14 protein-coding genes are annotated in these 20,459 nt (G+C 74.7%); 6 read left to right on the top strand and 8 right to left on the bottom strand.

Going from position 1 to position 20,459, the window contains the following annotated elements; translation table 11 throughout:
- Nucleotides 1–8: 8 nt before the first annotated feature.
- Entirely contained in the window at nucleotides 9–3,752 is a 3,744-nt protein-coding gene (locus LX83_RS02175) for a BTAD domain-containing putative transcriptional regulator (RefSeq protein WP_253766361.1), read from the bottom strand.
- Nucleotides 3,753–3,832: 80 nt separating this feature from the next.
- On the bottom strand, nucleotides 3,833–7,312 hold the full coding sequence (locus LX83_RS02170; RefSeq protein ID WP_253766359.1) for a BTAD domain-containing putative transcriptional regulator: 3,480 nt from the start codon (nucleotides 7,310–7,312) through the stop codon (nucleotides 3,833–3,835).
- 306 nt (nucleotides 7,313–7,618) lie between these two features.
- Here LX83_RS02170 and LX83_RS02165 point away from each other — a divergent pair, with 306 nt between their 5' ends.
- Both LX83_RS02165 and LX83_RS02160 read left to right on the top strand, forming a co-directional pair.
- Nucleotides 7,619–8,551 carry a PfkB family carbohydrate kinase gene (locus tag LX83_RS02165; protein ID WP_253766357.1) on the top strand — a complete coding sequence of 311 codons (933 nt, stop codon included), beginning with the start codon at nucleotides 7,619–7,621 and terminating at the stop codon, nucleotides 8,549–8,551.
- A gap of 134 nt (nucleotides 8,552–8,685) precedes the next feature.
- Nucleotides 8,686–9,294: a helix-turn-helix transcriptional regulator gene (locus LX83_RS02160; protein WP_253766355.1), complete on the top strand. Its 609-nt coding sequence runs from the start codon at nucleotides 8,686–8,688 to the stop codon at nucleotides 9,292–9,294.
- Here the strand turns inward: LX83_RS02160 and LX83_RS02155 are convergent.
- The gene (locus LX83_RS02155; protein WP_253766352.1) at nucleotides 9,267–10,790 is read right to left on the bottom strand and encodes an FAD-dependent monooxygenase; all 1,524 of its coding nucleotides are present in this window, start codon (nucleotides 10,788–10,790) and stop codon (nucleotides 9,267–9,269) included. The two genes, LX83_RS02160 and LX83_RS02155, sit on opposite strands and share 28 nt — an antisense overlap.
- A 129-nt stretch (nucleotides 10,791–10,919) precedes the next feature.
- On the opposite strand from LX83_RS02155, the gene LX83_RS02150 reads away from it, so the two are divergent.
- The gene (locus LX83_RS02150) at nucleotides 10,920–11,534 is read left to right on the top strand and encodes a TetR/AcrR family transcriptional regulator C-terminal domain-containing protein (RefSeq protein WP_253766350.1); all 615 of its coding nucleotides are present in this window, start codon (nucleotides 10,920–10,922) and stop codon (nucleotides 11,532–11,534) included.
- Nucleotides 11,535–11,588: 54 nt separating this feature from the next.
- Entirely contained in the window at nucleotides 11,589–12,188 is a 600-nt protein-coding gene (locus LX83_RS02145; protein WP_253766348.1) for a TOPRIM nucleotidyl transferase/hydrolase domain-containing protein, read from the top strand.
- 19 nt (nucleotides 12,189–12,207) lie between these two features.
- Here LX83_RS02145 and LX83_RS02140 read toward each other — a convergent pair whose 3' ends face one another.
- Both LX83_RS02140 and LX83_RS02135 read right to left on the bottom strand, forming a co-directional pair.
- A complete protein-coding gene (locus tag LX83_RS02140; RefSeq protein WP_253766346.1) occupies nucleotides 12,208–12,924 on the bottom strand; it encodes a DJ-1/PfpI family protein in 717 nt (238 codons plus the stop codon).
- A 133-nt stretch (nucleotides 12,925–13,057) separates the two neighbouring features.
- The gene (locus tag LX83_RS02135; RefSeq protein WP_253766344.1) at nucleotides 13,058–13,945 is read right to left on the bottom strand and encodes a LysR family transcriptional regulator; all 888 of its coding nucleotides are present in this window, start codon (nucleotides 13,943–13,945) and stop codon (nucleotides 13,058–13,060) included.
- Nucleotides 13,946–14,028: 83 nt separating this feature from the next.
- Between LX83_RS02135 and LX83_RS02130 the strand changes: the two genes are divergently transcribed.
- Nucleotides 14,029–14,754 (top strand): SDR family oxidoreductase, encoded by a 726-nt coding sequence (locus LX83_RS02130; RefSeq protein ID WP_253766342.1) that lies wholly within the window; start codon nucleotides 14,029–14,031, stop codon nucleotides 14,752–14,754.
- 12 nt (nucleotides 14,755–14,766) lie between these two features.
- Here the strand turns inward: LX83_RS02130 and LX83_RS02125 are convergent, their stop codons facing one another.
- From LX83_RS02125 to LX83_RS02115, 3 genes are all read right to left on the bottom strand, one after another.
- Nucleotides 14,767–15,846 carry a LacI family DNA-binding transcriptional regulator gene (locus tag LX83_RS02125; protein WP_253766340.1) on the bottom strand — a complete coding sequence of 360 codons (1,080 nt, stop codon included), beginning with the start codon at nucleotides 15,844–15,846 and terminating at the stop codon, nucleotides 14,767–14,769.
- Nucleotides 15,843–16,877: a Gfo/Idh/MocA family protein gene (locus tag LX83_RS02120; RefSeq protein ID WP_308203892.1), complete on the bottom strand. Its 1,035-nt coding sequence runs from the start codon at nucleotides 16,875–16,877 to the stop codon at nucleotides 15,843–15,845. Before LX83_RS02120 ends, LX83_RS02125 begins: the two co-directional genes overlap by 4 nt.
- Before the next feature lie 194 nt (nucleotides 16,878–17,071).
- Nucleotides 17,072–18,190 (bottom strand): NAD(P)/FAD-dependent oxidoreductase, encoded by a 1,119-nt coding sequence (locus LX83_RS02115; protein ID WP_253766336.1) that lies wholly within the window; start codon nucleotides 18,188–18,190, stop codon nucleotides 17,072–17,074.
- Nucleotides 18,191–18,400: 210 nt separating this feature from the next.
- Between LX83_RS02115 and LX83_RS02110 the strand changes: the two genes are divergently transcribed.
- Entirely contained in the window at nucleotides 18,401–20,458 is a 2,058-nt protein-coding gene (locus LX83_RS02110; RefSeq protein ID WP_253766334.1) for a hydantoinase/oxoprolinase family protein, read from the top strand.
- Nucleotide 20,459: the final 1 nt, after the last annotated feature.

Genomic DNA, 20,459 nt, shown 5'->3' with positions numbered 1-20,459 from the left:
CTTTTGGCTCACGCCCCGGGCTCCAGCGTGTCGCGGTCGGCGTTGGCGCGGTGCCGCCGCACCCGGTCGGCGGCACCGGCCCGGGACGGCGCGTGCAGCTTGCCGAGCACCCTGGCCACGTGGGCCTGGACCGTGCGGCGGGGCAGCGCGAGTTCCCCCGCGATGTCCAGATTGGACCGACCGGCCGCGACCAGCGCGGCGATCTGCGCCTCCAGCGGGGACAGCGCCGCCCACCCGGCGTCCGGGCGGGGCTGGCTGGTGGGCCGCAGGCCGAACTGGTGCAGCCGGGCCTCGACCCGGCGCAGGTCCCAGTGCGCGCCCAGGTCGGCGAACACCTCGCTCGCCTCGGCCAGCAGCGGTGCGGCCTCAGCGCGGTGGCCGCCGCCGGCCAGCAGCACGGCCGCGTCCTCCAGCGCGGTGGCCAGTTCGAGGCGGCGCCCCACCGAGCGGTGGTGGTCGGCGGCGGCCAGCACCGGTTCGGGATCGTCGGTGACCAGCCCCCGGCAGTGGGCCGCCGCGGCGAACGCCCTGGCCGGCACCGTCTCCCTGGCCGCCTCCTGCTCGCAGACGGCCAGGGCCCGCCACGCCCGGTCGAGGTCACCGACCCGCACGGCCAGCCGGGCCACGTCGGGCAGCCACTGGTGGCGCAGCATCATCGGCGCGTAGCCGGGGTCCAGTATCGGGTCCGCGATGGACAAGGCCTGCTCGGTCCGGTCGCGCTGCACGGCCGCGAGTGCCTGGGCCACCAGCAGGAAGTCACAGCTCTCCCGCTCCGCGTTGGTCGCGACCGCGTGCTCCTCGGCGGCGTCCAGCAGCGCGGCGGCCTCGGCGCGCTCGTCACGCCGGCCGGCGATCAGCGCGGCCACCCCGTACAGCAGCAGTGCCGCCGGCCCCGGCTCGCGCAGGCCGTAGAAGGTGATCTCCGGCCCGTCCTCGGCCACCGCGTCCAGCTCGACCAGCGCCTCGGTCCACCGGCCCGTCCAGTAGTGGTGCACGGCCGCGGTCACGCCCAGCCCGTTGGGCAGCGCGTACCGGGCGGCCACCGCGCGGCCGCGTCGCAGCGCGCTGTCCGCCTCGGCCAGCCGGTCCAGGTTCTGCAGGGTGAACACCCGGTTGTCGAGCAGGTCCAGGTGCAGGCCGGCCAGTTCGGCGTCGTCGGTCAGCGCGGCCAGCGCCTGGTCCACGTGCTCCAGCGCCCGGTCGTGGCGGCGGCGGATGGAGTTGACCAGCCACAGGGTCTGCTCGGCGTGGGCGACCAGGTAGGGCTCGCCGCCGGCCTGGGCGAGGGCCTGGCGCGCCGCGGCCTCGGTCGCGTCCAGGTCGCTCAGGTCGCCGCGGCGGAAGTTGGCCAGCAGCTGCCGGTGCCTGACCCGCCACAGCTCCGGCACCTCGGGGTCGTCCGCGGCACTGCCCAGCGCGCGCACGGCCTCGGCGGTCCGGCCGGTGCGGTGCAGGACGGCGGCGAGCAGGTGCCGCAGCTCGGCGACGTGCCTCGGCTCGGTCGCGGTGGCCAGCACCTGCCTGATCAGCGCCTCGGGGTTGCGCTCCAGCCGGAACAGCACGCGGACCAGGGCCAGCCCGAGGGTCACGCGGTGCGGCGAGTCGGGCGGGCAGCCGGCCAGCACCCGGTCGAGCAGGTCCGCGGCGATCAGCGGGACGCGGTTGGACAGCGCGGCGCTGGCCGAGGCCACCCACGCCACCACCCAGTCGTCGACCGCGGTGGCGGTGGTGCCCAGCCGCGCCGACCCGAGGTGCTCGGCCACGCGCGTCACGGCCGCGCCGGCACCGGCCAGTGCCTCGGCGGCCCGCCGGTGCCTGGCGGCCCGGTCAGCGGGGGACAGGGTGTCGCACAGTGCCTGGCGCAGCAGCGGATGCCGGAAGGACAGCCGGGCGTCCACGTCCACCACCACGTCCTTGGCCACCGCCTCGGCCAGCGCGCCGGCCAGCTCCGACACCCGCCGGCCGGTCACCGCGGCCAGCTCGGCCACGCCGAACTCCACCCCGAACAGCGCGGCCCAGCACAGCACGTCCCTGGTCGGCTCGGACAGCAGCGCGATCCGCCTGCCGATCGCGGCGACCAGCGAACGCGGCGCCTCGGCCACGGCCGAGGCGAGAACGTCCACCCCGTCGGCCGACCTGGTCACCGCGTCCGCCCGGACCAGCGCGTCGAGCAGCTCCCGCAGGTACAGCGGGTTGCCCTGGGCCTGCCCGACCAGCTCGCGCAGGCCCGGCCCGGCCGGGCCGCCCAGCAGCCCACTGGCCAGGCTCTCGGTGTCCACATCGGACAGCGGGGTCAGGGTGAGCAGTTCACCGTTGCGCGCCTCCACGCTGCGGCGCAGCGCGGCCAGCTCGGTCCGCTCCTCGGTCGGGCGGGACGCGGCGACCAGCAGCAGGGGCAGTTGGCGGGTGGCCGCGCACAGCCGGTGCCACACCACCACGCTGGCCTGGTCGGCCCACTGCAGGTCGTCGACGACCAGCACCAGCGGCGCCCGCGCGCACAACTCGTCGACCAGGGCGAGGATCTGGTCCACCGCGGCCAGCACGGGATCGCCCCGCACCCAGCCGTCGGCTGCGGGTTGCTCGCCGAGCAGCCCGGCCAGCCGGGCGCGGCGCGGGTCCGGTGAGTCCGCGCTGACGCCGAGGCAGTCCAGGACCACCCGCAGCGGCACGTCCTGGCCGAACTCGTCGGCGCTGACCCAGCCCAGCTGACACCCGCGTTGCCCGGCGTCGGCCAGGCCGACGGCCAGCAGCGCGGACTTGCCGATGCCCGGCTCGCCCTCGATCCACACCGGGGCGCCCCGGCCGGCCAGCACCCCGGTGACCAGCTGGCGCAGTCGGGCGGCCTCGGCCGCGCGGCCCACGAACGTGCCGGGCGCGGTGGGCCGCGCGGCCGCCCTGGCCACCGGTGCGGGCACCACGGACAGCGGCGGCACGGCCGGGCCGGCCCCGCCGGGTTCGGCCGCGAGCGCGCCCAGCGCCGGGTCGTTGGCCAACACCCGCTCGTGCGTGCGGCGCAGCGCCGGCCCCGGCTCGATGCCGAGTTCGTCCAGCAGCACCCGGCGGGCCTGGTGGAACACCTCCAGCGCCTCGGCCTGCCGGCCGGCCTGGTACAGGGCGATCATCAGCAGCTCGCGCAGGGACTCCCGCAGCGGGTAGTCGTGGCTGAGCGCGGTCAGCTCCGCGACCACCTCGGCCTGCCCGTCGGTGGCCAGCACGGCCCTGGCGCGGTGCTCCGCGGCCACCAGGCGCGCCTCGACCAGGCGTTCCCGCTCCAGTTCGGCGGCGGGGCCCGGCACCCCGGACAGCGGTTCGCCGCGCCACAGCGCCAGTGCCGCGTCCAGCGACTCCCGGGCGCCGGCCGCGTCCTGGGCGGCCAGCTGGCGCTGCCCCTGGTCGCGCAACCGGTCGAAGACGGCGACGTCCAGCGCGGCCTCGGGCAGGCGCAGCAGGTAGCCGGCCGGCTGCGAGGTCAGGACGTGCCCGGCGGCCCAGCGGTCGCGGTCGGGCTCCAGCCGCCGCCGCAGCCCGGAGATGTAGGTGTGCACGCTGCCGTCCGCGCTGGCCGGCGGCGACTCGCCCCACACCGCGGCGATGAGATCGCGCCGGGACACCACCTGGTTGGCGTGCAGGGCCAGCACCGCGAACACCGCGCGCTGCCGGGCCGGCCCCAGGTGGAGTTCCTGCCGACCGAGCCAGGCCCGGGGCGGGCCCAGCAGTTCGACCCGCAGTTCCTCGTTGCCGTTCGCTGTCATGACCGTCCTGCTCTGGCCGTGGTCGCTGGCCCCGACGGCCGGCCAGCGCCTGCTGCTCCGCCCCTGGTTGGCCGCACCGCTCACCCGGACAGGATGGCCGGTGGCGCGGGCGCGGCCGGGGGTTGCCGGTCCGGTCCACCGCGGCGCAGCGGGGTCAGCCGGCGGATGCCGAAGGGCCGCATCCGGGACTCGGCGCGCCGCACGTCCCAGGCCGCGCCCATGTCGGTGTAGGCGGCCAGCGCGCTGTAGAGCGCGGCCCTGGCCTCGGCCAGCCGGCCGCGCGCGCCGAGCAGCGCGGCGGCGTCCTCCATGGTCCACGCCAGTTCGAGCCGGCGACCGGCGGAGCGGTAGTGGTCGGCGGCGGTCAGCACCGGTTCCGGGGCGCCGGTGACCAGGCCCTGGCAGCGGGCCGCCGCGGCCAGCCGGGCCGGGGTGTGCTCCCGCTCGGCCTCGGCGAGGCACATGCGCAGTGCCAGCCGGGCCCGGTCCTCGTCACCCACGCTCATGGCCAGCCTGGCCAGGTCGGGCAGCCAGCCGTGGTGGCCGGTCAGCGGCGCGATGCCGGGCTGGAGGATCAGGGTGAGCGCGTCCAGCGCGTCGGCCGGCCGGCCCTGCTGCTCGGCGCCGAGCGCGGTGGCCATCAGCAGGAACGTGGCGCAGTCCTGGTCGCGCAGGGACGCGCGGGAGGGGTGGCCGGCGGCCTGCAGGTGCATCCGCATGGCGTTCTGGTCGTCCTGGTGGCCGGCGATCAGCGCGGCGACACCGTGCAGCAGCATGGCCGAGCCCGGCCGGCGCAGCACGTAGGAGACGGTGCCCCGCCGCTCCCGGGTGACCGTGCTCAGTTCGGCCAGTGCCTCGTCCCAGCGGCCCAGCCAGTAGTAGTGCACCGCGCCCACCACGTGCACCTCGCCGGGCAGCGCGTGCGTGGTGGCCAGCTGCCTGGCCGAGCACAGCGCCTCGGCGGCCCCGCCCAGGCTGTCCACATCGGACAGCGCGGCGAACTTGTCGTCCAGCAGCAGCATGTTCAGCCCGGCCAGCTCCGAGGTGGTTCGGGAACCGCGGGCGGCGGAGCGGACCGGCCGGTCGGGCTGGTCACCGGAGTCGGGCTGGCCGGGCTGGTCACCGGAGTCGGTGCGCCGGCACATCGCCAGCAGGGTGTGGTGGCGACCGCGCCACAGCTCGGGAATGTTCGGGTCGCGCAGGGCGGTGGTGATCTCGTCGAGCGCCCGGTCCACCGCGCCCCTGCGGTAGTAGACGTAGGCGAGGATCCAGCGCATCTCGGCCGCGCGCTCGCTGTCGGTGGTCCGGGCCACCACGTAGCGGGCCTGCACCTCGGGCTCGCGGCCCAACCAGAACAGCAGCCTGGCCAGGGTCGCGGTGAACGTCTCGCGCACCGCGCTGGACAGCGACTCCTGGTCGAGCGCGTTGCGCAGCAGGTCCACCGCGGCGTGCGGGGCCCGGTTGGCCACCACGCCGACGTTGTCCAGCAGCCAGTCCCGCACCCAGGAGTCGACCGGCACGGGCGCGGCGGTCAACTGGTTGGCCACCCGGTCGGCCGGGGCGCCGGCCTCGGCCAGCGCCTGCGCGACCTGCCGGTGCAGCGCGATCCGCACCGCGGTGGGCGCCCGCTCGTAGAGCACCCGGCGGATCAGCGGGTGCCGGAACACCAGCCGCTCACCCGAGGCCACCAGCAGCCCGGCCGCGAGTGCCTCCTCGACCAGCTCGACCAGTTCGGAGGCCGGCCGGCCCAGCGCCACCGCGGCGTCGGCCAGTGGGAACTCGGTGCCGAACAGGGCCGCCCAGCGCAGCAGTTCCCTGGCCTGGTCGGACAGCGCGGCCAGGTGCCGGTCCGCGGTCGCGGCCACGCCGGACGGGAGCACCTGGGCGGCGGCCGGGTCGACGTCCGCGTGCACGCCGTCGAAGAGCACCGCGCCCGCCCGGACCAGCCCGCTCACCAGTTCCCGCACGTACAGCGGGTTTCCCGCGGCGCTCGCGGCCAGCCGGCACAGTCCGGGGCCGGCCGGCGCGCCCACGATCTCGCCGAGCATCCGGTGCACCACGGGTTCGGACAGCGGGGCCAGCGACAGCACCTCGCCGCCCGCCTCGACCAGCCCGCAGCGCAACCGGTCCAGTTCGGGCCGGCGCGCCACCGGCCGGCACGCCCCGACCAGCAGCAGCGGCAGCCGTTGGCTGGCAACGCACAGCCGGTGCCACACCAGCAGGGTGGCCTGGTCGGCCCAGTGCAGGTCGTCGACGACCAGCACCAGTGGAGTGTCCACACAGGACTCGGTGACCAGGGCGACGATCCGGTCCACCGCGGCCAGCACGTGATCGGCCAGCCCGGAGGCGGGGTCGGCACCGTGCGGCGCCGGGTCCACCGCCGCCGCGTCCGGGCCGAGGCAGTCCAGCAGCACCCGCAGGGGGAAGCGCTGGCCCAGCTCGTCGCAGACGCCCCAGCGGAGCTGGCAGCCCAGCGTGTCCGCCTCGGCAAGGCCCTGCGCCAGCAGCGCGGACTTGCCCGCCCCCGGCTCGCCGTCGATCCACACGGTGTGGCCGCGCCCGGTGCTGGCCAGGGTGGCCAGGGCCGAGCGCAGCAGGGCCACCTCGTCGGTGCGGCCGACAAAACCGGCCGGCCGGTCCGGCTGCCTGGGCGGCTGCCTCGGGGGCGTCACCGCACCGGCCCGCGTCCGTGCGCCGGCCGAGCGCGGCGGGGCGGCGGGCGGTGTCGCCGGCCCGGGCGGGCGCCGGCCGGGACAGGCCAGCGCGCTGGTGGTGTCGTCGAGGACCGGGTCGTCGGCCAGGATGCGCTCGCGCAGCTGGGACAGGACCGCGCCGGGTTCGGTGCCCGAGGTCTCGGCCAGGCTCGCGCGCACGTCCTCGAACACGGCCAGGGCCTCGTCGCGCCGGCCGCACCGGTACAGGGCCAGCATCAGCAGCCCGCGCAACGCCTCGCGCAGCGGGTGCGCGTCGGCCAGCGCGGCCAGTTCCGGGGCGATCTCCCGGTGCCGGCCGAGGGTGAGCGCGATCTCGGCCCGCCGCTCCAGGCAGGCCAGCCGCAGTTCGGTGAGCCGGGCCCGCTGTGCGGTGGCGAACGGCCCGGAGATGCCGGACAGGGCCACGCCGCGCCACAGTCCCTCGGCCGCGTCCAGCGCGGCCAGCGCGCCCGGGAGGTCACCGGTGGACCAGCGCTGCTGCGCGCGCTCCCGCCAGGTGTCGAAGCGGTCGACGTCCAGCGCGTCCTGGTCCAGCCGCAGCGAGTAGCCGGAGTCGACCGAGACCAGGACCTGCCCGGCGGACCGGGCCGGACGGTCGGGTTCCAGTGCCCGGCGGATGCTGGACACGTAGGTGTAGACGCTGCCGTCGGCGCTGGCCGGAGCGGTCTCGCCCCACACCGCGTCGATCAGCTCGGCACGGGACACCGGCCGGTTCGCCGACATCGCCAGCACGGCCAGCACCGCGCGGCGCTGCGCCGACCCCAGCTCGATCTCGGTCTCGCCCCGCCATGCCCGCACCGGACCGAGCAGGCCGACTCGGAGAGACGCCCCTTCACCCGCGCTCACGTGGTCTCCCTGGGCTCACGGCGGCAGCAGTACCGGTGAACGAACCAGGACACTAACCACCACTCAACGTGTCTACCAATGTCCGTGCTGTCACAACTACAGTGTATGTGCAGCGCCGCAACAAACCGATCACCGCGACTCCGCCGCCGGGCGAGGGCTGATCGGGCAGATTCCCCCAACTTCGGGGCAGATCCGGGCCGACACGCCGATGATCGGCGCCTCCCGCGTGATCCGATACCCGGCGACCAGCGTTGACGTGTGCGGCGGCCGTGTGGGGACGGTTCAGCCGAGCCGGAGGTGACAGGCGTGATCGTCACGGTGACGGCCGCCCCGGGCGTGGCGCGCGGTGCGCGGCGTGAGCGGGTGCCAGCCAACACGGTGCCAGCCGGCCCAGTGCCAGCAGGCACGGTGTCCGCGGCGCGCGTCGGCGGCGGAACCACCGTGGCCCGTGTCCTGGCGGCCAACGGGATCTCGGCCAGGGCGGTGCTGCCGGTGTCCGGGGCGGCCGGCCGGCGACTGGCCGGCGGGCTCGTCGACGGTGGCGTCGAGGTGCTGGCGCTGCCCGCCTGGCCGACTGACGACGTTGGTGCGCCCGGACCGGCCCCGGAGCCACGCCTGCCCGGTGACGACCTGGTCGACGCCGTGGTGCGCGCGGCCACCGGCGCGGAGTGGGTGGTGCTGTGCGGGGATCTGGCGGCCCAGCTGCCCGCCGACGTGGTCGCCACGCTGGTGCGGCGGATCTCCGCGCACGGCCTGGCCGTCGCCGTGGCCGCCAGGGGCCCGGCACTGCGCCACGCCCTGGCCGAACGGCCGCCGCTGGTCGCGCTCGACCTGGCCGAGCTGGCGGAGCTGGTCGACTGGCCACTGTGGACACTCGCGGACGTGGTCGCCGCGGCCGGGCGCCTGCGCGACCAGGGCACGGACGCGGTGCTGGTCAGCCTGCGCGGGCAGGGCGCCGTGCTGGTTGACAGCGCCGGCGCCTGGTACGCCCGCTCGGCCAGCGAACCCCGCCGGCCCACCGACCGGCACGAGGACACCCTGCTGGCCGGCTTCCTGGCCGTGGGCGGGTCGGGCGCGCTGGCTCTGCTGGTCGGCACGGCGTGGGCCGCGGCCGCGGCGTGCCTGCCGGTGGGCGCCGTGCCGGGACCGAGGGACATCCACCCCTGGCTGGTCACCGTGCACGACGTCCAGGGGCGGTCCTGCCTGGCGCGCGCCCAGCTGTCCGGCCGGTCGGGGTGACGGCCAGCCGGCGCCACGGCCCCGTGCACACCGCCGCTGACCTGCGGATTGAGGAGTTGACGGATTTCGTAGAGAGATTGTGAAGTCTCGGCCAACACACTGTCGGGGTGGTAACCCGGCGTGTGGAGGTAGCGATGGAACGAGTGCGGGTAGCCGTCAAGGCGTCGGACCCCCTGTCGCAGGCGGGCATCACCAGTTACCTCACCTCCCGTCCTGAGGTGCTCGTGGTGACCGGCCAACCGGCCGACGCGGATGTCGTGGTCTTCGCGGCCGACCGGATCATCCCGGCGGTGGCGGCCCTGCTGCGGCGGATAGCCGGCGAGACCGGTCTGCCGATCGTGTTGGTGACCGGTGAACTCGACGAGTCCGAACTGCTCGGCATCGCCGAGTGCCGGGTGGCCGTGGCGCTGCCCAGGATCGCGGCCACCGGTGACCGCCTGGTCGACGCGGTGTGGGCCGCGGCCTCGGGCGGCTCCGGCAAACCGGCCGAGCTGGCGCGGCGCTTCGAGCGGGTGCGGCGCGAGGTGCTGGGCCGGCACCGGCCGGTCGCCTCGGATCTCGCGCCCCGCGAGATCAACGTGTTGCGGCTGATGGCCGAGGGCTGGGACACCGCGGAGATCGCGGACAAGCTGTGCTATTCCGAGCGCACCGTGAAGAACGTGATCTACGCGATGACCAACCGGCTCAACCTGCGCAACCGCCCGCATGCCGTGGCCTACGCGCTGCGGGCCGGGGTGATCTGAGCGCCCGTCCGCCCGGAGGTCAGTGTGGACAGTGCCTGTCCGGCCGCGCGGTCCAGCGCCGGGTCGTCGGCGTGGTCACCGGCCCACCACACGTGGCCGTCCGGGCGGATCAGCGCGGCCCGCACCGCTGACCAGGCTGGCCGGTCCCGCTCGGCGAGGACGCCGGAGCAGGTCGGGACGGCCAGTGCCCGCGCCTGGTCGGTGGCGGTGGCCAGCGCGCCGCCGGAGAGGTCGAGCAGCACCGGGCGGCCCGCGCGCAGCAGCGCGAACACGTGGTTGTCCTGGGACAGCCGCAGGTCCGGCGTTCTGGTGCCGGTGAGCGGGTGGGCTCCCGGCGTGGCGGCCGGGTAGTCGACGTCGAGCGCGGACAGTCGCCGGGCCAGGTCCAGGGACAGCTCGGGGTGCTCGCGCAGCAGCCCGTCGAACAGCGTCCGCAGCGCCCTGCCCTCGGCGGAGAAGGCGGTCATCAGCGCGGTCTGCGCGAGCGTGTTGGCCAGCAGGGCCGCGCCCACCGGGTGGCGCTCGGCGTGGTAGGTGTCCAGCAGCCGTTCCTCGGCCCGGCCGGTGAGCACGGCGGCCAGCTTCCAGCCCAGGTTCATGGCGTCCTGGACACCGACGTTCAGGCCGACGCCGCCGGTGGGGAAGTGCATGTGCGCGGCGTCCCCGGCGAGCAGCACCCGGCCGCGCCGGTAGCTGGCCGCCTGGCGGGTGGCGTTGCCGAACCGGGACAGCCAGGACGGGTCGCGCAGGCCGAGGTCGACCCCGGCGATCCGGGACATCTTGTCGCGCAGCTCGGCCAGGGTGAGTTCGGTGCCGGGGCGGTCGGGCTGCGCGGCGACGGCGCCCACCAGCCGGTGCCGGCCGTCCGGCAGCGGCGGGGTGGCCATGGCGCCGCCGTGTTCGCTGTACCAGCTGGCCCCGTGCGGCAGCGGGGTGTCGAGGACGACGTCGCCGAGAAAGCCGTACACGGTGGCGTCGGTGCCGGGGAAGTCGATGCCGGCCCGGGTCCGGACCGTGCTCCCGGCGCCGTCGCAGCCCACCAGGTACGCGGTCCGGACCCGGTGCTCGCCGTCCGGGCCGCGCACGCTCACCAGCACCGAGTCCGCGTCCTGGGCGACGCCGGTCACGGTGTGCTCGCGCAGGACGCGCGCGCCAAGGCCGACGGCGTGCCGCTCCAGCAGTTCCTCGGTGCGCTCCTGCGGGATGAGCAGGGTGAACGGGAAGGGGGTGTCCAGCGGCCGGAAGTCCAGCCGGGTGGGCAGCCCGGCGAAGTGCCCGCTGGGGATGGGGGTGCCCGCGTCGAGGAAGGGCTGGTGCGCGTCGCGCATCGCCAGCACCTCCACGGTCCTCGGGTGCACGGTCAGTGCCTTCGAGTGCGGGCTTCGCCGCGGCGCCCGCTCCACCACCAGCGGGGACAGTCCGGCCAGGGCCAGCTCCGCCGCGGTCCACAGGCCCACCGGACCGGCCCCGACCACGACTACCTGTTCCTGTTCCACGCGATCTCCTTGATCGTCCACACGTGCCGGTGCGGGGCGTTCACCCGGACCGACCCGACTCTTGGTCAGTGACCAACGAACCGGGGTCAGTACACTTGGTTGCTGACCAAGAAAGCAACGGGGTGTGACGTGGCGAACACACAGCGGCGGGCCGAGATCGTGGCCGCGGCACTGGACCTGCTCGACGAGAAGGGCGTGGACGCGGTGAGCCTGCGCGCGGTCGCCGACCGGCTCGGCGTGCGGCTCAACACCGTCTCCTGGCACATCAAGACCAAGGCGCGGCTGCTGGAGCTGATGGCCGACGCCGTCCTGGCCGACCTGTCCCTGGCCGAGCTGCCCGAGCAGTGGCAGGCCCGGCTGCGGGAACTGGCGCACCGCTACCGCGCGGCCCTGCTCCGCCACCGCGACGGCGCCCGGGTCGTGGCCGGCACCTTCGCGGCCGAGGAGCACACGTTGCGGGTGGGCGAGGCGTTCCTCGCCTGCCTGCTGGACGGCGGGCTCACCGAGCGGGAGGCGATGTGGACCAGTTGGACCGTCATCTACTTCGTGCTGGGCCTGGTCCAGGAGGAACAGGGCGCGGTGGACGCGGTCGCCGAGGTGCTCACTGCGGCGGTCTCGCCGCAGGCGCATCCCGCGCTGACCCGCGCCAGGGCGCACCTCGGCGGGGGCGGCTTCGACCAGCGGTTCGAGTTCGGCCTGGACCTGATCATCCGGTCCGCCGCCGAGCTGACGCGGTCGAGCTGACGCGGGCGCGCGCACCGCGGCGGGGCGGGCCGCCCGGGTGACTAGGGTGGACCCGTGCCGACCAGCCCCCAACCAGGACGGGACCGGGGCCTGCGCGCGGTCGTGCTGGTCGAGGGGCACAGCGATCAGCTCGCTCTGCAGGTGCTCGCCCGGCGCCTCGGCCGGGACCTGGCCGGCGAGGGAATCGGTGTCGTGGCGATGAGCGGTGCGACGAACATCGCGCGCTACCTCGACCACTACGGACCGCCCGGGCTCGATGTCACGGTGGCCGGGCTCTACGACAGCGCCGAGGAGCGCTTCTTCCGGCGGGGGCTGGAGCGGATCGGCCGGCGTCCGGGGCCGGGGCCGGACGGCATGGCGGAGTGCGGGTTCTTCAGGTGCACCGCGGACCTGGAGGACGAGCTGATCCGCGCGATCGGTGCCGAGCGGGTGGAACGCCTCGTCGAGGCCGACGGCGGGATCGCCTCGTTCCGGCGGCTGCAACGGCAGCCGGCGCAGCGCGACCGCAGCCTGCACGACCAGCTGCGGCGGCTGATGGGCGGCCGCGCCGGCGGGAAGTACCGCTACGCCAGGCTGATGGCCGAGGCCGTCGACCTCGACCGGGTGCCGCGACCGCTGAACGCGGTGCTCGACCACCTCCCGCCGCCCAGCTGACCGCGTCGGGTGGACCGGATCAGGCCCGCCACACCGTGCCGCGCCGCTCGTACTCCAGCACCGTCTCCACCCGCTGGGCCAGCTGTGCGCCGAGGAAGCGTTCCACCAGCCACAGCGAGACGTCCAGACCGGAGGTGATGCCGCCACCGGTGACGAGGTCGCCGTCGTCGACGACCCGGGCGTTGACCACGGTGGCACCCTGCGCGGCCAGGTCGGCCTTTGCCGACGCGTGCGTGGTGGCGTGGCGCCCCCTGGTCAACCCGGCGGCCGACAGCGCCATCGTGCCGGTGCAGATGCCGACGTGCAGCACGGCCGAGGCGGCCAGCCGACGCAGGAAGTCCCGGTCGGCGATGAGCTGGCGCACGCCGGGCCCGGCCGGGTCGGCGTAGCCACCGCCGGGCACCACGAGCACGTCCGCGGCCCGCGGCGACCAGCCCGTCGCCACCTCGACCCGCGTGCCGTAGGCGCAGGTCACCGTGCCGGGCCGGCCGGTGGTCACCAGCGTCGCGGTCACCGCGCCGCCGCTGGCGCGCCCGGCCAGCCCCAGCACCTCCACCGGGGCGGTGAAGTCCTGCTCCTCCACCCCGTCGAACATCAGCACCTGCACCCGCAGCGGGTGCGCCGAGGCCTCGGCGGGTGCTCCGGCCGCGGTGGGTGCTCCGACAGCCAGCGCACCCAGGCCGGTTGCCGTGCCCGCGGACAGCGCCGAGGCACGCAGGAAAACACGGCGTCGCATGATGACCTCCCCGATTCCGGTTCGCCCCACTGGTCGGGCGAACCACCCCGGTGGTTCCCGCGCGCTCGGGTGAACCGGTCGGAGCTGCCGGGCGAGGACCTGTCGGTGCTGCGGATCGTGATCCGCAACGGTGTCAGTCACGATCCCGCCGACCTGCCGGCGGGGCGCTGTCGCGGAGCCTGGCCGCTGAGCGGACCAGGGAGGCAACCGCGGCGGAGTGGGTGCTTGGCGGCCACGCGAGCACCGTCGTGACCTCCGGCGCGTCAACGACGGGCACCGCGACGTGTTCCGGCCACTGCCAGGCGCGACTGGAGGCGGGGATGACGAGCAGCGTCCTGCCGAGCGCCACGAGCTGGGCGAGCTGCGACTGGGTGCGCACCTCCGGCCCGGGCCCGTCGGGGTAGGTCCCGTCGAGCCGGGGCCATCGAGCCATCGGCAGGTCCGGCACGTCGCGCACGTCCGCCAGCGTGAGCTGGTCGCGGGACGCGAGCGGGTGTGCCGCGGGAAGGATCGCGACCTGGCCTTCGACGCAGAGGTCCTCGGTGTCGAACCCGGCCAGGTCGTCGAACGGGCGGTGCATGAGCGCCACGTCGGCCTGGCCGTCGCGGAGCCGCCGGGCCTGTTCGCCGACCTCGCACAGCAGGACCTCGACCGGTGTCGCACCGGGTTCGCCCGCCAGCGCGTCGAGCAGCCGTTGCAGCAGCTCGTGGGATGCCCCGGCCTTGGTCACGAGCACCAGCGGACGCTGCGGATTCCCGGCGCGTCGGGTCCGGCGCGCGGCCGCCGCGACCGCGTCGAGGGCCGTTCTGGCCTCCCGGAGCAGCACCCGGCCGGCGTCGGTGAGCACCGCGCCACGACGGTCCCGGTCCAGGAGCTGGACGCCGAGCCGGTGTTCCAACTGGCGGATCGCGCGTGAGAGCGGCGGTTGGGCGATCCCGAGCCGAACGGCGGCGCGGCCGAAGTGCAGTTCCTCGGCGACGGCGACGAAGTACCGGAGTTCGCGGGTTTCGAGGTCGTCCACGGACGGATGCTACCCGCCTGATACCCGGCGGGTATCAGGGCGTACTGAATCGATCTTGGACACCGGGCGGCGGCCCGCCGAGCATGGATCGCGTGAACGACACGAAGACCGCGCTGGTCACCGGCGCGAACAAGGGAATCGGTTTCGCCATCGCCCAGGGGCTCGGCGCGATCGGCTGCACGGTCGCGGTGGGCGCGCGCGACGACGCCAGGCGCGCGGCGGCCGTCGCGCGGCTGCGCGCCGCGGGCGTCGACGCGTTCGGCGTCGCCCTCGACGTCACCTCGGCCGAGAGCGTCACCGCGGCGGCGGCGACCGTCGAGCGGACGGCAGGACGGCTCGACATCCTCGTCAACAACGCGGGCATCGCCGGCCGGACCGACGGTGGCGCGCAGGATCCGACAACGCTCGACCTCGACGTCGTCCGCACCGTCCTCGACACGAACGTGTTCGGGGTCGTCCGGGTGACCAACGCGATGCTCCCGCTGCTCCGCCGGGCCGAGGCACCGCGCATCGTCAACGTGTCGAGCAACATGGGCTCGCTGACGCTGCGGACCGGCCCGGTCATGGCCGCCTACGCCCCGTCGAAGTCCATGCTCAACAGCATCACCGTGCAGTACGCCCGCCAACTCGCCGACACCGACGTCATCGTGAACGCCTGCTGCCCTGGCTACGTCGCGACCGACTTCACCGGCTTCAGCGCGCCGAGGACACCCGAGCAGGGCGCCGCGATCGCGATCCGGCTGGCCACCCTGCCCGACGACGGGCCGCGCGGCGGCTTCTTCGACGACGCGGGCGTCATCCCCTGGTGACCACGCCGCCGGCTAGTCCACGTCCTGGCGGCGGGGCACCGCCGTGGAGTCGCGGACGACGAGGTGGGCGGCGAGCAGCCGGGTGACCGGGGGACGCGCCGGCGTGGCGATGGCGTCCAGCAGGTCCTCGGCGGCGGCGACGCCGATGGCCTCGGTCGGCTGTTCCACGGCGGTCAGCCGGGGACGGACGAGGGTGGCCCACTCGTGGTCGTCGAAGCCGATCAGGGACAGGTCCTGGGGGCAGCGCAGCCCGCTGTCCTGCACGGCGGCGAACGCGCCGGCGCTCAGCACGTTGTCCGTGCAGTAGATGGCGGTGATCTCCGGGTTGGTGCGCAGCAGGGTGCGGGTCGCGTCGTAGGAGATCGCGCTGGAGTAGGCGCTGTGCATGACGTGGTCGGGCCGCGTGGGCACCCCGGCGGCCGTCATCGCCTGGAGGTAACCGGCGAGCCGCATCGCGCTCGGCCGCAGCCCGGCCGCGCTGGGCTCGGTCACGTCGAGCAGCGCGGGGTCGTAGCGCGCTTCGCTGATGATGCCGATGTGGCGGTGGCCCAGCCTGATGAGGTGGTCGATCGCCAGCCGGGACGCCTCGATGTTGTTGGCGGACACGAAACTCGCCCGGTCCACCCCGGGGGCGCGCCGGTCGAGCAGGACGAGCGCGGTGCCGTCCTCGGCCAGCCGCCGCAGGTGGTCGTCGTCCGTGCCGTCGAGCGGCGCCACGATCAACCCGTCCACGCGCTTGGCCGCGAGTGTCTCCACCGCCCTGCGTTCGAGTTCGGGTTCCCCCTCGGTGCTGCTGACCAGCACCTCGTAGCCGTGCTTGCGCACGGTGCGGGCGGTGCTCTGCAGCACCTCGGCGAAGAACCGGTTGCTCAGGTCGGGGACGACCACGCCCACCGTCTGGGTGTTGCCGGTGATCATGCTGCGCGCCAACTGGTTGGGCCGGTACCCCAGCTCGGCGGCCACCCTGGCGACCTTGTCCCGGGTGCGGGCACTGACCTCGGCGGCACCGGCGAGCGCGCGACCGGCCGTCGACTTCGACACCCCGGCGGCCCTGGCGACGTCGACGATGGTCACCGTCTGGCGCGACGTCACGGCTGCGGGCTCCTCCTCGTTGCTGGCGCTGGCGTTGACAATAGCCGCTCGATCAACTCGATGACCCGCACCGAGTCCAGCGGGTTGACCGGCACCGGCTCGCCGGCCAGCAGTGCCCTGGCCAGCAGCGCGTAGAACTCCGCGTAGCGACCGGGTTCGGTCGGCACCGCCCGCGTCGTGCCGTCGACGCCCAGGCGGCCCCAGGCGCTTCGCGGCTCGTGCCCGAAGGACGGGTCGGTGGGCCGGGCGCCGGCGGCGAGCGCGGCTTCCTGGGGGTCCAGTCCGTGCTTGGTGAACGCCCCCCGGGAACCGAGGACCCGGAACCGGGGACCGGCCTGCGCCGCCAGGCCGTTCATCCACAGGTGCGACCGGACACCCGACTCGTGGTCCAGCACGACGAACGCGTCGTCGTCCGCGCTGCCGCCGGGGTCGCGGGTGAACACCTCGCAGTGGACGGGCACCGCGGTGCCGAACAGGCGCACGGCCTGGTCGATGACGTGGGTGCCGAGGTCGTAGAGGATGCCGCCACCGGCGCTGGCCGGTGTCCGGGTCTTCCACGACGGGTCGCGGTCGGGTTTCCACCACTCGAACCGGGATTCGAACCGCCACACCTCGCCCAGCGCGTCCTCGGCCAGCAACCGCCGCAGGGTGCGGAAGTCCCCGTCCCAGCGGCGGTTCTGGAACACGGTCAGCGGCACGCCGAGGCGGTCGGCCTTGGCCACCAGCGCCCGGCCCTCGGCCGAGGTGACGGTGAACGGCTTGTCCACCACCACGGCGACACCGGCGTCGAGGAAGGCGTCCGCGAACTCCGCGTGGGTGGCCGGCGGCGAGCCGATGACCACGAGGTCCAACTCGGCCGCCCGGTCGAGCAACGCGTCCACATCGGACACGACGTGGGTGTCGGGGTACCGGGCCAGCACCTCGGCCCGGCGCTGCTCGTCCCTGGTCACCACCGCGTGCAGCGCGTAGTGGGGGTCCGAGTGGAGGAACGGCGCGTGGAACACCCGCCCTGCCGTGCCGAAACCGACCACAGCTGTCCGGAGTGGATTGCTCGCTTCCGCGCTCGGTCCGCTCCTCGCTCGCTGGCGCTCACTGCGATGCTCCCTCGCTGTCAGCTCGCGGTGTGGATTGCTCGCTTCCGCGCTCGGTCCGTTCCTCGCTCGCTGGCGCTCGCTGCGATGCTCCCTCGCTGTCAGCTCGCGGTGTGGATTGCTCGCTCGCGCGCTCACGTCAGGAACCTGCCCGGCCCGAAGGGCGCCAGCAGCGGGTGGGGCTGGCCGGTGACGATCTGCTCGGCGAGCAGTTCTCCGGCGATCAGGCCGAGGGTGGCGCCGCTGTGGGTGAACGCGACGTGCAGGCCGTCGATCCCGGGCACCGGTCCCAGCACCGGTTCCCCGTCGGCGGGGATGGGCTTCCGGCCGGTCGCCACCGAGTCGAGGGGGAGGCGGGGGTTGCCGGCCAGCACCGCGCTCGCCTCGGCGAGCAGCCCATCCACAGTGGACTGTGGGATCTCGAAGGTGCCGTCGTCGTGGTGCACGACCTCCTCCTCCGACCACGCCGAGTCGAACACCAGCGCGCCGTCGGGCGTGGGGCGGATGGACACCCGCGGCGTGTTCAGCACCGAGCGCAGCCCGGTGGCCACGGGTTCGGTGCGCAGCAGCACCGAGATCGGGGTCCGGTCGCCGATCGGCGCGCCCAGCCGGGCCAGTTCCGCCGGCACGGCGGCGCCGGTGGCGAGCACGACCGCGTCCGCGTCGACGTCGTGGCCGGACCCGGTCCGGGCGCCGAGCACCCGGTCGCCCTCGGTGCGGACCTCGGTCGGACCGGCGTCGAACACGGCGGTCCCGCCGAGGCCGGTGAACTGCCGCAGGAGCAGGTCGATCAGGGACGGCAGGTCGACCCAGCCCTCACCGGGGTTGAAGATCGCGCCGTGGTCGGGCACGGCGGCGGGGTCGACCCCCGGGGCGAGGGCCGCGATCTCGTCGGGGAGAACCCACTCCGCGTCGTAGCCCACGGCCCGCTGGCGCGCGAACGTCTCGCGGGTGGTGGCTTCGGCGCCCCAGGCCAGTCCGCCGTCGAAGCGCAGCCAGTCCAGGCCGGGCACGCGGGCACCGAGGGTGCGGTAGCGGTCGATGCCCAGCACCCGCAGCCGGTGGTACTCCGCCGAGCGCGCCGCGGCCGAGTTCAGCCACGCCAGCGACCGGCCGGACGCGCCGCTGGCCGGTGCGGCCTCGGACACGAGCGTGACCGCGGCCCCCTGCCGGGCGAGTTGGTGCGCGGTGGACACACCCAGGACACCGCCCCCGAGGACGACCACCCTCATCGCCGGTGCTCTCCGAACCATGTGTCTTTCCTCCCCACCCAATCCGGGAACGTTCCCGGGATCTCGTGGCGCTGACCCTAGGCACCCGCGCTGTCGGTGGTCAAGCAATTCTGCGGCCGAACAGATCCAGGGAAAACACACTCTTGACCACTGTGGACGGGCGTGCGTAGATTCCCTCCCCAATTCCCAGTCCGGGAACGTTCCCGAATCCCAGCGTGAGGCAAGGGCACCATGAGCCTGAGAATCGGTGTGGACACCGGCGGCACCTTCACGGACCTGTGCGCCTACGACGACACGACCGGACAGATCCACGTCCGCAAGGTCTCCTCCACCCCCGAGGACCCGGGGCAGGCCATCGTGCGTGGCCTCGGTGAACTGCTGGACCAGATCGGCGGGCGCGGCGTCGACGAGGTGGCCTACTTCGCGCACGGCACCACCGTGGGCACCAACGCCCTGCTCACCGGCCGCGGCGCGCGCACCGGTCTGATCACCACCCGGGGCTTTCGCGATCTGCTCGAACTGGGTCGCGGGCGACGCCCGCACATGTACGACGCGCAGGCCGACAAGCCGGTGCCCTTCGTCCCGAGGGACCTGCGGATGGAGGTGACCGAACGGGTCCGCCACGACGGCCGGGTCGAGGTCCCGCTCGCGCACGACGAGGTCCGCGCGGCCGTCCGGGCACTGCGCGAGCGCGGTGTCGTGGCGATCGCCGTGTGCCTGCTCTACAGCTATGTCCGCCCGGACCACGAGCGGGCCATCGGCGAGATCATCCGCGCGGAGTTCCCCGAGGCGCACGTCTCGCTGTCCAGTGAGGTGCTGCCGGAGTTCCGCGAGTTCGAGCGGCTGTCCACAGTGGTCACCAACGCCTACCTGGGTCCGGTCGTGGCCGACTACCTCGCGCGGCTGCGCGGGACGCTGGCCGCGTCCGGGCTGCGCTGCGAACCGCACGTGACCCAGTCCAACGGCGGGGTCATCCCGTTCGTCACCGCGGAGCGGCTGCCGGTGCGGCTGGTGCTGTCCGGTCCGAGCACCGGCGTGGTCGGCGCCGCGGCGATCTGCGCGGCGGCCGGTTTCCGCGACATCATCACCTTCGACATGGGCGGCACGTCCTCCGACGTCTCGCTGGTCCGCGACGGCGAGCCGAAGGTGGCGGCCAGCCTGGAGATCGACGGCCGGCCGATCCGCTCGCCCATGCTCGACATCCACACCGTGGGCGCGGGCGGCGGCTCGGTCGCGTGGATCGACTCCGGCGGGCACCTGCGGGTCGGCCCGATGAGCGCGGGCGCCTTCCCCGGCCCCGCCTGCTACGGCAACGGCGAGGAACCCACCGTCACCGACGCCAACGTGGTGCTGCGCGTGCTGAACCCCGACTACCTGCTCAACGGCCAGCTCAAGATCGACAAGGACGCGTCGCACCGGGCCGTGGGGCGACTGGCCGAGCGGCTGGGCATGTCGGTGGAGGCGACCGCGCAGGGCATCATCAGCGTGGTCACCGCGAACATGGCCAGGGCGATCCGGGTCATCTCGGTGCACCGGGGCTACGACCCCCGCGACTACGCCCTGGTGCCGTTCGGCGGGGCCGGCCCGCTGCACGCGGCGCGGCTGGCGGCCGAGCTGGGCTCACCGGTGATCGTCATCCCGGAGATCCCGGGCGCGCAGTCGGCGCTCGGCCTGCTCATGACCGACGTGCGCAGCGACTTCATGCGCACCCGGATCGTGCCGGTGCGCCCGGAGACCGGCGAGGAACTGGCGGCCGTGCTCACCGACCTGTCCGCGCAGGCGGACGCCTGGTTCGACAGCGAGGGCATCGAGCCGGCGCGGCGGTCGGTCACCCGCGCCGTGGACCTGCGCTACACCGGCCAGAACTACGAACTGGGCGTCGACGTCCCGGACGGGCCCGTCACGGCCGCGACGATCCGCGTGCTGGTGGACCGCTTCCACGACGCGCACGAGCGGATGTACGGCTACCGCGCCGAGGACGAGCCGGTGGAGGCGGTGACCTTCCGGGCGCAGGCCGTGGGCGCGGTGCCCCGCGCCCGGGTCGAGCGCTCCGCGCCCAGTGGAGCCGACCTGGCCGACGCCGTGGTCGCGCACCGCTCGGTCTACCTGGCCGAGGCCGGCGGCCGGGTGGACTGCCCGGTGTACGACCGCGCGCTGCTGGACGTCGGCCACCGGTTCACCGGCCCCGCGATCGTCGAGCAGATGGACAGCACAACCCTCCTGCTGCCCTCCGACACCTGCGCGGTGGACGAGATGCGCAACCTGATCATCCGGACTTCGAGGAGCTGAC

This window comes from Goodfellowiella coeruleoviolacea (genome assembly GCF_024171785.1).
Taxonomy (GTDB): domain Bacteria; phylum Actinomycetota; class Actinomycetes; order Mycobacteriales; family Pseudonocardiaceae; genus Goodfellowiella; species Goodfellowiella coeruleoviolacea.
The sequence above is the reverse complement of the archived record's forward strand: the minus strand, read 5'-3'. Positions and strand labels throughout refer to the sequence as shown.